The sequence below is a fragment of the Pseudomonas medicaginis genome (assembly GCF_965119365.1).
In the GTDB taxonomy this organism is placed as follows: domain Bacteria; phylum Pseudomonadota; class Gammaproteobacteria; order Pseudomonadales; family Pseudomonadaceae; genus Aquipseudomonas.
This window is the reverse complement of record NZ_OZ221631.1, coordinates 5,636,284-5,649,743: the sequence shown is the minus strand read 5'-3', so window position 1 is coordinate 5,649,743 and position 13,460 is coordinate 5,636,284. Positions and strand designations below refer to the sequence as shown.

Genomic DNA, 13,460 nt, shown 5'->3' with positions numbered 1-13,460 from the left:
AAAGGTGGGAGCGAGCTTGCTCGCGATGGCGACAGTGGCCTAAGCGCTGACCTTGAGCCCGATCAACCCTGCAACGATCAACGCCACGCTGGCCAGGCGAACCAGCGCCATCGACTCACCGAACAAAATGATCCCGGCGATCACCGTGCCCACGGCACCAACCCCGGTCCAGATCGCATAGGCCGTGCCCAGCGGCAGTTCCTTCATTGCAAGGCCGAGCAGGCCGAGGCTGATCGCCATGGCGGCGATGGTCAGTGCAGTGGGGAGAGGGCGGCTGAAACCGTCGGTGTATTTCAGGCCGACAGCCCAGCCGACTTCGAACAGGCCGGCAAAAAACAGAATGATCCAGGACATCACACACCTCATCGATGGATGGGGTCGTCCCCGGATAATGATCGCTCTAGCGTTGCGGGGTCGTCCCCGCATTGGGCGCAAGAGTGCCCAATGCTGACGAATCGGTCAAGATTGTCCTTCAGTTCGCCGCTTGACGGGCCTGTAGTTCACGGTCCTGTTTTTCACTCATGCGCCGGAAATACGTCGAGAGCAGTGCCCCGGAAATGTTGTGCCAAACGCTGAACAGCGCGCTGGGTACCGCCGCCAGCGGCGAAAAGTGTGCACTGGCCAACGCCGCGCCGAGGCCGGAGTTCTGCATGCCCACTTCCAACGACAAGGTTTTGCGCTGAGCCAACGGCAGGCCGAACAAACGCCCGGTGAAATACCCCAGCAGATAACCGAAGCTATTGTGCAGCATCACAATGGCCATGATCAGCAGGCCGGATTCGGCGATCTTCGCCTGGCTGGCCGCGACCACCGCCGTCACAATGATCACGATGCTCACCACCGATATCAGCGGCAGCACGTCGATGGCATGACGAACCCGGGCCCCCAACAGGCGTTGGGCGATGATGCCCAGTGCGATCGGCACCAGCACGATTTGCAGAATCGACCAGAACAGCGCCGAGAACGACACCGGCAACCAGGCCGAGGCCAGCAGCCAGATCAGCGCTGGGGTCAGCAATGGGGCAAGCAGGGTAGTGATGGCGGAAATCGCCACGGCCAGGGCCAAATCACCGCGGGCCAGCCAGGTCATGACATTGGACGAAGTGCCACTTGGGCAGCAGCCCACCAGGATGACGCCCACGGCGATCTCCGGCGGCAGGCTGAACAATTGGCAAAGCAGCCACGCCGTGCCGGGCATGATCACGAACTGGGCAATCACCCCCAGGGCGACGCGGCCCGGATGACGAGCCACTTCGGCGAAGTCTTCCAGCTTGAGTGCCAGCCCCATGCCGAACATCACCAGGCCCAGTAGCGGCACGATGGCGATTTTCAGGTCGACGAACCACTGCGGCTGCAGGAATGCCAATACCGCAAAAAACAGTACCCAGTAAGCGAAGGTATTGCCGACAAAGCGGCTCAATGCAGCCAGTGCGCGCATGACCTGATCCTTGTTATTAAGAACACCAATACTAATGTGGGAGCGAGCTTGCTCGCGATAGCGGCGTGTCAGTCAACATCTCGGTGGCTGTCATACCGCTATCGCGAGCAAGCTCGCTCCCACAGGGGGGGCGGGGTTTAGATCCCCTGCGGCATCTCTTCCCCACCCAGTGCTTCAACCAGCGCCGGCAGGAACTCGCCGAAGGTCAACATCATCAGCGTGAAGCTGGCGTCCAGTTGGCCGAGGGCTTCGTCGCCTCCGTCCTGTTCCGCCTGGTCCTGCAACAGGTCTTCGAACTTCAGGCGCTTGACCACCATCTTGTCGTCGAGCACGAAGGACAGCTTGTCCTGCCAGGCCAGGGACAGTTGCGTCACCACCTTGCCGGTGTTCAGGTGCAGCTGGATTTCGTCGCTGGTCAGGTCCTGGCGCTTGCAGCGGACGATGCCACCGTCTTCGTGGGTGTCGCGCAGTTCGCATTCATCCAGCACGAAGAAGTCGTCCGCGGCTTTCTGGGTCTTGACCCAGTCGGTCATGGTGGCGGTCGGGGCCATCTTGACCGTCAGCGGGCGTACTGGCAGCGAGCCGATGACTTCGCGCAGGGTGGACAGCAGGTCTTCGGCGCGTTTCGGGCTGGCCGAGTTCACCAGGATCAGGCCCTGCTTCGGCGCGATGGCGGCGAAGGTGGACGAGCGACGGATGAACGCACGGGGCAGGAACGCCTGGATGATTTCATCCTTGAGCTGGTCCCGTTCCTTTTTATAGACCTTGCGCATTTGCTCGGCCTCGATCTCTTCGACCTTTTCCTTCAGGGCATCGCGCACGACGCTGCCCGGCAAGATGCGTTCTTCCTTGCGTGCGGCGATCAGCAGGAAATCCTGGCTGACATGCACCAATGGCGCATCTTCGCCTTTGCCAAACGGCGCGACGAAACCGTAAGTGGTCAACTCCTGGCTTGCACATGGACGCGCCAGTTTGCTGGCCAGTGCAGTTTCCAACGCCTCGGCATCAAAAGGCAGATCTTGGGTCAGGCGATAGATAAGCAGGTTTTTGAACCACATGGGGTGAGTCTCTCCTTTATACAAAGGGGGGCATTATTCTCTTAGCGGCGCCATAGGCCAACCCTTCGCTAAGCCTTTGGAAGGCCTGAAAAAATTAATTTAAAAAGTGCTTGCCAGCTTAAAGAGTGCTCCGTAGAATGCGCGCCACACCGAAAGCGAAGGGTGATTAGCTCAGCTGGGAGAGCGTCTGCCTTACAAGCAGAATGTCGGCGGTTCGATCCCGTCATCACCCACCATTCGTTTCAAGTGTTACGCGCAGCGGTAGTTCAGTCGGTTAGAATACCGGCCTGTCACGCCGGGGGTCGCGGGTTCGAGTCCCGTCCGCTGCGCCATATTCGGTTACCTGGAACACTGAACGCCAGGTCGCCACGGAAAGCCCGCTCACGCGGGCTTTTTGCTGTTCGCAGTTCCTGCGGTGTGCGTTGCTCCTGTTTTTTTGCTGAATTTGCTAATTAAATCAGCGCGTTATGAAAAACTGTGAGAGAATGCGCCCCGCATCGAAAGTGAAGGGTGATTAGCTCAGCTGGGAGAGCGTCTGCCTTACAAGCAGAATGTCGGCGGTTCGATCCCGTCATCACCCACCAAACTTTCAATGTTACGCGCAGCGGTAGTTCAGTCGGTTAGAATACCGGCCTGTCACGCCGGGGGTCGCGGGTTCGAGTCCCGTCCGCTGCGCCATATTCGGTTACCTGGAACGCTGAACGCCAGGTACCAACAAAAAGCCCGCTCATTGAGCGGGCTTTTTGCTGTCTGGCGTTTGCCTGCCTCTATTGCTCGGCGTTACGGCTGTGACGGTAATCGCTGACTGCCTCATACACCGCTTTACGCAAGCGGTTGATACCGCCGATGGGGCGATGGGCCTCGATGCCGAACCACGGGTTGAACGACTGATTGTCGCAAGCCAGGTTCTGCCTGGGCGTATCGAAATCCTGGGCCGGCACCTTGATGTGCGCCACGGTCTCGAACGGCGCGTCGCTTTCCAGCCATTCAATACTGGTGTCTTCGATCGGCATGTACTTGCTCGGATCCTGGCGTTGGATCTGCAGGACGAAACACGCTGGCACCCGGTCTGTGGATAACTGCTGATTCAATGCGCTACGCAAGAAGTTCGGCAGGTCCTGGTTCTGGGGAGGCAAGTTGTAGCTTGGGCAGTTGTCCGGGTCCGGCGCGACGCGAAACTTGGCATTGGATTCGCCGAATTTGTAAGGCGACACCGAGAAGTAAGTCGTCTGGGTCGGGCTGGCCGGGGGCGGCGAGAGGGTGGCCAGGGCGATGAACAGATGCCGGATCTGCCAAGTGCGCGGGTCCAGGCTAGGAAAGAAAGCCATCGCCTTTTTTCCATCAGCTTGCGCGGCCACATTCTGACGGTACTCGGCGACATCACTGACAAAGAAGTTCGGATGATTGAACATCACGAAATCCTGCTCGCCCTGTGATTGCCGGTCAGCGAGCAGTTGCGTGCCGGGTACGTTCAGCAGCTTGATCGCCATCCCCCGCGCATCGCGCAGGCTATCGAACTGCGGATAGGCGTTGCCGTTGGACAGGCGGATCGTTGCCTGCCAAGTCTTGCCCGGTTCGGCAAACACGCCTTGGCGCAACGGCGCCGGCAGGTCGCTCGGCACCTGGACTTCGGCCATGACACAGCCGTGGGCCTTGGCGTGGGCGTCGCGCAGGTAACGTGTGCTTTCGCGGTGCTGATCGACGATGCGAATAGCGGTCTGGATGATGTCCTGGGTCATGGCCGCTTCGCCGGGTGCAACATGTTCCTTGTCCGGGACCGGTCCCTTGTGTTGCCAGGCAAACCAGGCCGAGGAGAGTGCCCAGCCGAGCAACCCGATGCCCAGCAGCCATAGGAGCGTCTTGCCCAAAAAGGCGCCGAGGCGCAGCCAGAGGGTGATCAACATGCCAACATCCTTTTACCGGTGGGGTTCATCATTACAGTTGCGACTCCAGTGGCCCGCCCAACACCTTCAAATACTCCAGCAAGGCCCAGCGCTCCTGCGGCTGCAGCAGGCGGCCAATGACGCCGTTGCCGCGCTCGCCCCCGCGGAATTCGTGGCCGCTGTTGTGATTACCGGTAATCCGGGTATCGAAAAGAAAACCGTTGGTGAAGGCTTCGGTGCGATAGCCCAGGTGGCGTGGGTCATATTCGAAGTTGCCTTTATAGAATGTGGTCGCCCGCTCATCCTGAGGGGACAGCAATTGGTAGATCGTCGGTACCGAGCCGTTGTGCAGGAACGGTGGCGTGGCCCAGACACCCGCCAGTGGCCGGGCCTTGTAGGCGCGCAGTTCCCGGACGCCGATGGGCAGGCCGAAACCGTCCAGGGCCGAGCGTTCGGCGGGGGTGACGCCGGCATCGCGGTAAGCGCGGTTTTCGACGAAGGCGGTGACGTAGGCCAGGCCTTTGGCGACCGAAAGCTGGCTCAGGTCCAGCGGCTCCGTCGGGGTTGGATGCAGTTGCACTTCCAGCTTCGCCAACTCGGCAGGGTCCCACTGCAGGCTGGTCAGGTCGAAGCGGTGGTCGGCGATGTTATTGGCGGTGCCCGGGTCGGTGCCGATCACCTGCACGGGCAGCATGTGCAATTGCTGGACCGGCCTGTCAGGCCCCTGGACCACTTTAGGCACATGGCAGCCGGCGCAGTTTTCGGCGAACAGGGCCCGGCCCTGGGCGGCCAGGGGTTTATCGATCGCGCCCAGCAACGCTTCCGGCCACACGGGTGGCTTGAGCAGTTGCAGGGTCTCTTCGATCTTGTTCAAGTCGCGCACGCGCACGCTGGAAGGGTATCGCGCATCGCCCTGCAGCGGTTTGCCCTGGGCGTCGAAGAAACTCAGCGTCGCACCGACCCCCAGCGCTTCACCGACGTTGCGGGCCATCGGTTGCTGTGCCGATCCGTTCCACTGCACCCAGTCGAAGGTCCACATTTCCCACAGCTGCGGGTAATCCACCGGAGCGTTGGCGACCCGGTAGTTTTCCGCCGAGATGGCGTCGCCGAAGCTGGCATTGGCGATGCGGCCGAAGGCATCGGTGCGGCCAGGGCCTTCTTCGGTGGGGTAGAGGCCGCGATGGGTATCGTTCCAGGCCGCCCGCAGGAACGTGTCCAGGGAGGTCTTGAAGGTTTTGCGCAGCGCTTCGTGGCGGGCGTCGTAGTCCTTGCCCAGTACTTGGCGGGCGAAGCGTTCGAATTTCCACGGGTTGTAGTAGGTAGACGCGAGACTGGCGACCAACGCCTGTCCGAAACTGCCACCGCGTAGCGTCGGAACACTGGAAGGCAACACATGCTGGGCCGAGCCTCCGTCGATCCGTATCGCCTGGCCTTTGAAATGCAATTCGCCGGTATGACACGCCGCGCAGGTGATATCGAGGAATTGGTCGGTGCTGCCCGGGTTCTGGTGCCGAGCAAACCCTACCGGCAAGTTGCCGGGATTGTCAGGTGAGGCTTTCTGCGCCGGATCGATCAGGAAACCGAAGCGCGCCAAGTACTCAGGCGAAGCGAAGCGTTGTTGCGAGAACGGCAATTCGAGGGCGGTGAACCAGTCGTAGCGCAGGCCTTTGACCTGGGTGCCCTGGGGCGTGAAGTAATACGTCTGGCGTTCGGCGGTGCTCCATTGATCCAGGTAGTGCACCTGTTCGACGGGGTTATAGAACGGCAAGCGAGGATTGGCGACGTAATAAAGCACCACGGCCACAGCGACAATCAGCAGCGCGAGGAGTAGCAAGAGAAGACGAGAGAGAAGGCGCACGGTAACGTCCTTGTTTTTTTGATAAACCCTTATGCCTCAGTGCTGCGCGGGGGGCAAGTGGCCATTACCCCCTGGCCTGCAGGGGGGCGGCAATTTGTCCCTGTACGTAACAGATGACAGATGCTTCATTCGTTGGGGGTTAAAAAGCGTTTGCCAACCTGAACTTATCATCACTTTGCGGCTCACATGCCGGTAGCCATTGGTCGTGGCCGCCTGATAAGCTCGCGGCTTTACTCGATTGCCCTTTAGGCGCATGAACAAGGAAATAGCATGAAACAGCATCGGTTGGCGGCGGCGGTAGCCCTGGTTGGCCTGGTACTCGCGGGTTGTGACTCGCAGACCAGCGTAGAGCTGAAAACCCCGGCGCAGAAAGCTTCCTACGGTATCGGCCTGAACATGGGCAAAAGCCTGGCTCAGGAAGGTATGGATGACCTGGACTCCAAAGCGGTTGCCCAGGGCATCGAAGATGCCGTCGGCAAGAAAGAACAGAAGCTGAAAGATGAAGAACTGGTCGAAGCCTTTGCCGCGCTGCAAAAGCGTGCCGAAGAGCGCATGGCCAAGATGAGCGAAGAGTCGGCAGCTGCCGGCAAGAAATTCCTCGAGGAAAACGGCAAGAAAGCCGGTGTCACCACCACCGCTTCCGGCCTGCAGTACGAAGTGGTCAAGAAAGCCGACGGTCCACAGCCTAAGCCGACCGACGTAGTGACCGTTCACTACACCGGCAAGCTGACCAACGGCACCGTGTTCGACAGCTCCGTTGAGCGTGGCAGCCCGATTGACCTGCCGGTCAGCGGTGTGATCCCGGGTTGGGTCGAAGGCCTGCAACTGATGCACGTCGGCGAGAAGTACAAGTTGTACATCCCGAGCGACCTGGCCTACGGCGCCCAGAGCCCGAGCCCGGCCATCCCGGCCAACTCGGTCCTGGTGTTCGACCTGGAACTGCTGGCGATCAAGGATCCAGCAAAAGAAGACGCCGCCAAGTAATTGCGTCTGCTATAACGACAACGCCTCGCTTATGCGGGGCGTTGTCGCATCTGCACTGCGGCAAAGTGACAAAAAAACCGAACGCACGGTACAGGCTACAGTCATAGGCAATACAGGCGCTGTGCTAGACGCAGTCAGCTGGTCAAGTCAATGAAATATTGGGTTTTTTTATGTGAGTAAAAAACGCCCGATCTAAGCCGGGCCCTTATAAAACGGGGGCTTCAGCGGTGAAATGCAGCTCTGTTCACAAGGTTATCCACAATTTGTGTGGATAACATTTCAGTGGGAGAAAAAATGAAGGCGCCGTGGAATTTTGCGCGATTTCTGCCCTTGGCCGGCCGCCTGCTGGCCCGCGGTCGATTGCCGACGCTGCTCTTCGCCGTCGCCAGCAAAGGTGCCCGGGAGGGTGGACGGCTGGGCAAGCTCAAGGAGGATCTGCGCCTGTTGCAGGCCTTGTGCCTGGCTTACTGGCGTGGCGAATACCGTGCGGTCAGTGCCAAGTCGATGCTGTCGGTGGTGGCAGGGCTCATGTACTTCCTCAGCCCCCTGGACGCGATTCCAGACCTCTTGCCGATGTTTGGCATGTTCGACGACATCGCGGTGCTGGCCTGGATCATGAAAACCCTCGACGTTGAACTCGAGGCATTCCGCGCCTGGCGCTATCGGCAATCACCCGAGAAGCTGGCCCAGGTCGAACGACTTCCCGATACCCCGGAACAACTCCAGCTCCAAGGTCAGAAAAAGCCTTGATCCCCTGAGAATTCATCACCCCGCGACCTTAGCCAGCATTTAGGATTACACTTCCAAGGAAAAAGGCTGACTTGCTAAGTGTTGTTGTCCTACGGGGTAGACATGGATATTCAAATCATCACACGTGACGGAGAGCCCGAGTACGCGGTTTTGCCGTGGGATCAGTACCAAGCGTTGTTGAAAGCAGCAGGCATCAACCAAGCTCCGCCGCGCGAAGCGACAGTCCGGCACGCGGCGGCACCCGACCAGGTTCTCCCTGGTCTGGATCAATTACGCACTTTACGCGAAGGGAAGGGCATCGCCATCGAGGCGCTGGCCCGCACGGTAGGTATCAGCCCGTCTTATCTGGCCTTGATCGAAAGCGGCGAGCGACAGCCCGATGCCGCGATTCGGCGCAGTCTGGCCTGGGAGTTGACGGTGCCGGGTTGGAGGGAAGAATCGTGAGCGTACGCATCAGTCGGCAGCATTGGGATGGGTTGTTGGGTGAATTGGACCAAGCGCGTCGCCAGCGCCATTTATTGACTTATCGCGCCTTGCTGGAGCGCTTGCAACTGCCCAGCCCGGCCATGCAGACCTTGACCGCGGCCCTTGAGCACCTGGCGGCGCTTGACGCCCGGGCAGAACAGCCGTTGCGCAGTTCCTTGGTGATCAGCCAGGGCGCGAGCCGGTTGCCGCGCACAGGGTTCTTCGAATGCGTTGAACGTCTTGGTCGCTTTTCCGGGCCTTCCGATGGGGTGGCCGCCGCCTCCTGGCACGCTTCGGAAGTGGTCCGGGTGTTTGAATACGAATACCCCGAGTCGGCGGAGGCCTGAGTGCTCTGGCGATTCAAGGCGCGGGTCGGGTATTGGCTGGCGCGTCGGCTGTTTCACTGGTCCTGGTTCGTCCGCCAGGCGCGTGGCTGGGCTTGGCTCGAGGGTCAGTTTTCCCGCATGGCGAACCTGGGCGACGTCGGTGCGCAAAGTTTCTATGGGCACATCCTGACGTTTCGCGGCCAAGGGCTGGGCGCGCGCGAGGAAGGCCTGCGCCTGCTGCGGCTGGCGGCCCTCGCGGGTGATGGTAAGGCGGCCTACCAAGTCGGTGTGATCAGCCTGGCCGGCAGTGCCAGCCAGGCGCCGGACCCGGTCGAAGCAGCGCGCTGGTGGACGCTGGCGGCCAAGGCCGGACATCCATTGGCCGACGTCAAGCTCAAGGCGCTCGAAGTGGGTGACCGCTAGGTTATCCACAGGTCGGGTACGTTCGCCTACCAAGGCGTGATCGACGAGCTTGAGGGCTGGCTGAAAGCGGAGTGGGAGTCGTTTCAACCGCTGCGGAGCAGTCCTAAAGCAGCGAGCTCAATCTTCCTGACATTCCGAGTTGTCTGGTTTGGGGCCGCTTCGCAGCCCAGCGGGGATAAATCCCCTCGCCACAGGGTTTCGCTAGGCGTTTGGGCCGTGACTGGATGGGGCGGGGTAACCCACTCACATCAACAAACCCAACTCCCCTACAGCCTCCCGCTCAGCCAAACCTTCCACCAAGTACACACTGCCCCCCAAAATCTCCTTGGCATGATGCTTAGCCTGGGAAGCCAGCTCAGCCAACTGACTGGCGTCCAATTCTTCACAAGCCTCGGCGCGCAGGTGCACCACCCCAATCGACAGCGACAACAACGCAAACTCCTGCCGTAAGCCCTGTCGATTCAACGCCGTAAAACACCCCGCCTCCAGATGTTCGGGGCGGTAGAAGCGCCGGCAATGGGTCTGGAAGTCGCTCAGCAACTGGTCCAGGCGCTTGCGCCAGTCTTCCGGGCCGAGAACCAATAGGAAATCGTCGCCGCCGATGTGGCCGACGAAGTCGCGGCTGGGGTCGATGCGTTCGTTCAGGCATTGAGCCAGGCATAGCAGGACTTCGTCGCCACGGCCGTAGCCGTAGATGTCGTTGAAGGGCTTGAAGCTGTCGATGTCCACATAGCAGATCACGGATTCCTGCCGTTGCTGCAGCAAGCGGGTGAGGCATTGCTGGATAGGGACGTTGCCCGGCAGCAGGGTCAGCGGGTTGGCGTAGCGGGCCTGTTGGATTTTCAGTTCGGTGATGAGCTTGAGCACGTCGATCACCCGGCCCAGGCCCAGGTAGCTGCCGTTGAGGGTGATGATGAAATCTTCTTCGATGCGTTGTCGGGCGCGGCTGGTGATCAGGCGGCTGACTTGTTGCAGCGACTGGTTCAACTCCACCGCGAGGAAGTCATCGCTCATCAGCCGGCTGATGGGCTTGCGGGCGAACAGGTCGGTGGCGAAGGGCTTGAGCAAGGCATCCGAGAGTGAATGGCGATGGACGATGCCGCAAGGCTGGTTCTGATTGTCCAGCACCGCCAGGGAGTTGAGGTTGGCCTGGCGCCGAAATGCTTCCAGCACGGTGGCGGTCGGCGTGTTGTGGGCCATTGCCGGCTGTTCGTTGAGCAGCGCCCCGAGATCGTTGACCTCATCATTCAGCGCTGCCACGCCGCTGTCCTGCTTGGGCATCAGCGCCCTGGCATCGCGTGATGGTTGTTCCTGGGGGCGCGCCAGCAGATAGCCCTGGACCAGGTCGACGCCCATTTCGATCAGCACCGCCAGTTCTTCCGGCAGTTCGATTCCTTCGGCGATGACTTGGGCGCGGGAGGTCCGGGCGATTTTCAGGATCGAGCCCACGAATTCGCGCTTGAGAGCGTCCTGATGGATGCCGTCGATGAAATGGCGGTCGATCTTCACATAATCGGGGCGCAATTCGGACCACAACCGCAGGCTGGAATAACCGGCACCGAGGTCGTCCAGGGCAATCGAGAAACCCATGGCCCGATAGTGATGCAGGGCGGTTTGCAGGAGCTGGAAGTCATCGATGGGAGTCTGTTCGGTCAGTTCGATCACGACCTGGCTGGGGGCGATGCCGAAGTCTTGCAGCAATTGCAGCGTACGCCCCGTCTGGTGCGCGGACTCCAGCAGGGACTCGGGCGAGACGTTGAGAAACAGCTTGCCCGGCAGTTTTTGCTCGTTGAAGCGTTGGCAGGCGCTGCGGCGGCAAGCCAGTTCCAGCTCGCTGAGGCGTCCGGCCTGGCGCGCCACGCTGAGCAGCGCGATGGGCGAGTGCAGCGGGCTGTTGGAAGGGCCGCGGGTCAAGGCTTCATAGCCCACGATGCGCCGTTCGGAAAGGCAGATGATCGGTTGGAACAGGCTGTGCAAACTGCTATGAGCCAGGATTGAACCCAAGGCACTCAGCTGTTCTGTCGTGGTCATGGCAATCTCTGGCGATAAAAAAAAGGACCGGGTGCGGGCACCCAGTCCTGTATTTCACGACAGACTGATGTCAGTTTGATGACACTCCGGCGAGCATCACCATTAAATGGCCATCATCTTAGTGCTTGGCGATCGCCGTATTGAGTTTCAGGTAGTCCAACAGGATCCGCCCGGTCTCGCTCAGGTAGGCATCGTCTTCCGGCTTGGTTTTCTCCGGCTCGGTGATCAGGTCTTCGTCCTCTTTCTTCAGCTCTTTGAGCGGCTCTTCGCCCTTGGCCTTGCGACGCAGGTTTTCCATGGTCAGTTGCTTGCTCTCGATGTCGGCGTGCTGCGCGCGACGCTCGGCTTCGTTGAGGGTGACGGTTTTCTCCATCATCAACTTCTGCGCCAGGGCCAGCTTGTCGCGAATGAACACGAACTCCGCGTCTTGGGACGAACGGGCGTCGTGGTCGGACTTGAGTTGGGCCAGGAACGGCTTGAACGGGTCCACGGCCGGTTTGATCGCAGGCCGGATGGTGTCCCATGGCATGGCTTCGGGCAGGGCACTTTCACCGATTTCCTTGGTGTCGATGATCGACGGGTAATCGATGTCAGGCAATACGCCCTGATGCTGGGTGCTCTGGCCGGACACCCGGTAGAACTTCGCCAAGGTCAGCTTCAGTTCGCCGTGGTTGAGCGGCTGGATGGTTTGCACGGTGCCTTTGCCGAAGGTCTGGCCGCCGATGATCAGCGCGCGGTGATAGTCCTGCATGGCGCCGGCGAAAATCTCCGAGGCCGAAGCCGACAGGCGGTTGACCAGCAAGGCCATCGGCCCTTTGTAGAACGCGCCCGGGTTCTCGTCTTCGAGCACATCCACCCGACCATCGGCGTTGCGTACGAGCACGGTCGGGCCCTTGTCGATGAACAGGCTGGTCAACTCGGTGGCTTCCTGCAGGGAGCCGCCGCCGTTGTTGCGCAAGTCGATGACCACGCCGTCGACTTTTTCCTTCTGCAGTTCTGTCAGCAGTTTCTTGACGTCGCGGGTGGTGCTCTTGTAGTTCGGATCCCCGGCGCGGAAGGCCTTGAAGTCCAGGTAGAAGGCCGGGATCTCGATGACGCCGAGCTTGTAGTCCTTGCCGTCCTGCTTGAGGTTGAGGATCGATTTCTTCGCGGCCTGTTCTTCCAGCTTCACCGCTTCACGGGTGATGGACACGACTTTGCTGGTCTGGTCGTTCGGCGCATTGCTGGCCGGGATGACTTCCAGGCGTACCACCGAGCCTTTCGGGCCACGGATCAGCTTGACCACTTCGTCCAGGCGCCAGCCGACCACGTCGACCATTTCCTTGTTGCCTTGGGCGACACCGATGATCTTGTCCGCCGGGCTGACCTGCTTGGTCTTGTCCGCGGGGCCCGCCGGGACCAGGCGCACGATTTTTACCTGGTCGTTGTCGCTTTGCAGCACGGCACCGATGCCTTCCAGGGACAGGCTCATGTTGATGTCGAAGTTTTCCGCGTTATCCGGCGACAGGTAATTGGTGTGCGGGTCGTAGGACATGGCGAAGGTATTGATGTACGCCTGGAAAATGTCCTCGGCGCGGGTCTGATCCAGGCGCGCCAATTGGTTCTTGTAGCGCTTGGTCAGGGTTTCCTGGATCTGCTTGGGATCCTTGCCGGCGATCTTCATGCGCAGCACTTCGTCCTTGACGCGTTTGCGCCACAGGTCGTCGAGTTCAGCTGTGCTTTTGAGCCAAGGGGCGTCCTTGCGGTCGACCTGCAAGGCTTCCTTGGCATTGAAATCGATTTTGTCGACGCCTTTGTTCAACTCGGCAAGGGCGTAGTCCAGGCGCGCCTTCACGCGGTCCAGGTAGCGCTTGTAGATGGTGAACCCGGCGTTCAGGTCGCCGCTCTTGAGGAAATCGTCGAACTGGGTTTTCCACTTGTCGAATTCGGCGATGTCGCTGGCCAGGAAATAACTGCGCGACGGATCGAGCAGCTTCAGGTAGCTGTCATAGATGATGACCGAGCGCGCATCATCGAGCGGCGGCTTGCTGTAGTGATGGCGCTTGAGCAGTTCGACGACGTTCAGGCTGGCGATCACTTCGTCACGATCAGGCTGAAGCTTGTCCCAGCTGTTGGCTGCGAACGTATCGTTCGACAGCGGTAACAGGCCGAGGCCAATGACGAGCGCGAGGGCGGTACTGGGGAACAGGTGCTTCATGCTGATTCGACGCAGGGACAATTGATAACGCATATTAGGCCGTCTTT

Annotated in this window: 12 protein-coding genes and 4 tRNA genes; 9 read left to right on the top strand and 7 right to left on the bottom strand. The window is 60.2% G+C overall.

Translation table 11 applies throughout. The features are described 5' to 3' along the window. Positions 1-39: 39 nt before the first annotated feature. From sugE to rdgC, 3 genes are all read right to left on the bottom strand, one after another. On the bottom strand, positions 40-354 hold the full coding sequence (gene sugE / locus ACMTA2_RS24780; RefSeq protein WP_003204587.1) for a quaternary ammonium compound efflux SMR transporter SugE: 315 nt from the start codon (positions 352-354) through the stop codon (positions 40-42). A gap of 118 nt (positions 355-472) precedes the next feature. Further along, on the bottom strand, positions 473-1,438 hold the full coding sequence (locus tag ACMTA2_RS24775; RefSeq protein ID WP_413792173.1) for a bile acid:sodium symporter family protein: 966 nt from the start codon (positions 1,436-1,438) through the stop codon (positions 473-475). Positions 1,439-1,575: 137 nt separating this feature from the next. Next, positions 1,576-2,496 carry a recombination-associated protein RdgC gene (gene rdgC, locus ACMTA2_RS24770; RefSeq protein ID WP_092204091.1) on the bottom strand — a complete coding sequence of 307 codons (921 nt, stop codon included), beginning with the start codon at positions 2,494-2,496 and terminating at the stop codon, positions 1,576-1,578. A gap of 160 nt (positions 2,497-2,656) precedes the next feature. Here rdgC and ACMTA2_RS24765 point away from each other — a divergent pair. From ACMTA2_RS24765 to ACMTA2_RS24750, 4 genes are all read left to right on the top strand, one after another. Beyond that, positions 2,657-2,732: transfer RNA gene (locus tag ACMTA2_RS24765), tRNA-Val, on the top strand. Between the two features lie 19 nt (positions 2,733-2,751). Continuing rightward, positions 2,752-2,828: transfer RNA gene (locus ACMTA2_RS24760), tRNA-Asp, on the top strand. A gap of 176 nt (positions 2,829-3,004) precedes the next feature. Beyond that, positions 3,005-3,080 (top strand) — tRNA-Val (locus ACMTA2_RS24755). A 17-nt stretch (positions 3,081-3,097) separates the two neighbouring features. Further along, positions 3,098-3,174 (top strand) — tRNA-Asp (locus tag ACMTA2_RS24750). An 89-nt stretch (positions 3,175-3,263) separates the two neighbouring features. On the opposite strand, the gene ACMTA2_RS24745 is transcribed toward ACMTA2_RS24750, so the two are convergent. Both ACMTA2_RS24745 and ACMTA2_RS24740 read right to left on the bottom strand, forming a co-directional pair. Continuing rightward, positions 3,264-4,400, bottom strand: coding sequence for a catalase family protein (locus ACMTA2_RS24745; protein ID WP_413792172.1), 1,137 nt, complete (start codon positions 4,398-4,400; stop codon positions 3,264-3,266). Between the two features lie 31 nt (positions 4,401-4,431). Further along, positions 4,432-6,237, bottom strand: a complete 1,806-nt coding sequence (locus ACMTA2_RS24740) for a di-heme-cytochrome C peroxidase (RefSeq protein WP_413792171.1) — start codon at positions 6,235-6,237, stop codon at positions 4,432-4,434. A 270-nt stretch (positions 6,238-6,507) separates the two neighbouring features. Here ACMTA2_RS24740 and bamJ point away from each other — a divergent pair, with 270 nt between their 5' ends. The 5 genes from bamJ to ACMTA2_RS24715 all read left to right on the top strand — a co-directional run bounded on the left by bamJ (position 6,508) and on the right by ACMTA2_RS24715 (position 9,185). After that, positions 6,508-7,221, top strand: a complete 714-nt coding sequence (gene bamJ / locus ACMTA2_RS24735; RefSeq protein ID WP_003204577.1) for a BamJ family beta-barrel-assembly machinery protein — start codon at positions 6,508-6,510, stop codon at positions 7,219-7,221. Between the two features lie 294 nt (positions 7,222-7,515). Then, positions 7,516-7,971, top strand: coding sequence for a YkvA family protein (locus tag ACMTA2_RS24730; RefSeq protein WP_413792170.1), 456 nt, complete (start codon positions 7,516-7,518; stop codon positions 7,969-7,971). A gap of 102 nt (positions 7,972-8,073) precedes the next feature. Further along, positions 8,074-8,415, top strand: coding sequence for a helix-turn-helix domain-containing protein (locus ACMTA2_RS24725; protein WP_413792169.1), 342 nt, complete (start codon positions 8,074-8,076; stop codon positions 8,413-8,415). Next, the gene (locus tag ACMTA2_RS24720; RefSeq protein ID WP_003179080.1) at positions 8,412-8,783 is read left to right on the top strand and encodes a hypothetical protein; all 372 of its coding nucleotides are present in this window, start codon (positions 8,412-8,414) and stop codon (positions 8,781-8,783) included. Before ACMTA2_RS24725 ends, ACMTA2_RS24720 begins: the two co-directional genes overlap by 4 nt. Continuing rightward, entirely contained in the window at positions 8,784-9,185 is a 402-nt protein-coding gene (locus tag ACMTA2_RS24715; protein WP_413792168.1) for an SEL1-like repeat protein, read from the top strand. Between the two features lie 243 nt (positions 9,186-9,428). Here the strand turns inward: ACMTA2_RS24715 and ACMTA2_RS24710 are convergent, their stop codons facing one another. Further along, entirely contained in the window at positions 9,429-11,216 is a 1,788-nt protein-coding gene (locus tag ACMTA2_RS24710) for a bifunctional diguanylate cyclase/phosphodiesterase (protein ID WP_413792167.1), read from the bottom strand. A 118-nt stretch (positions 11,217-11,334) separates the two neighbouring features. After that, entirely contained in the window at positions 11,335-13,413 is a 2,079-nt protein-coding gene (locus ACMTA2_RS24705) for a carboxy terminal-processing peptidase (RefSeq protein WP_413795717.1), read from the bottom strand. Positions 13,414-13,460: the final 47 nt, after the last annotated feature.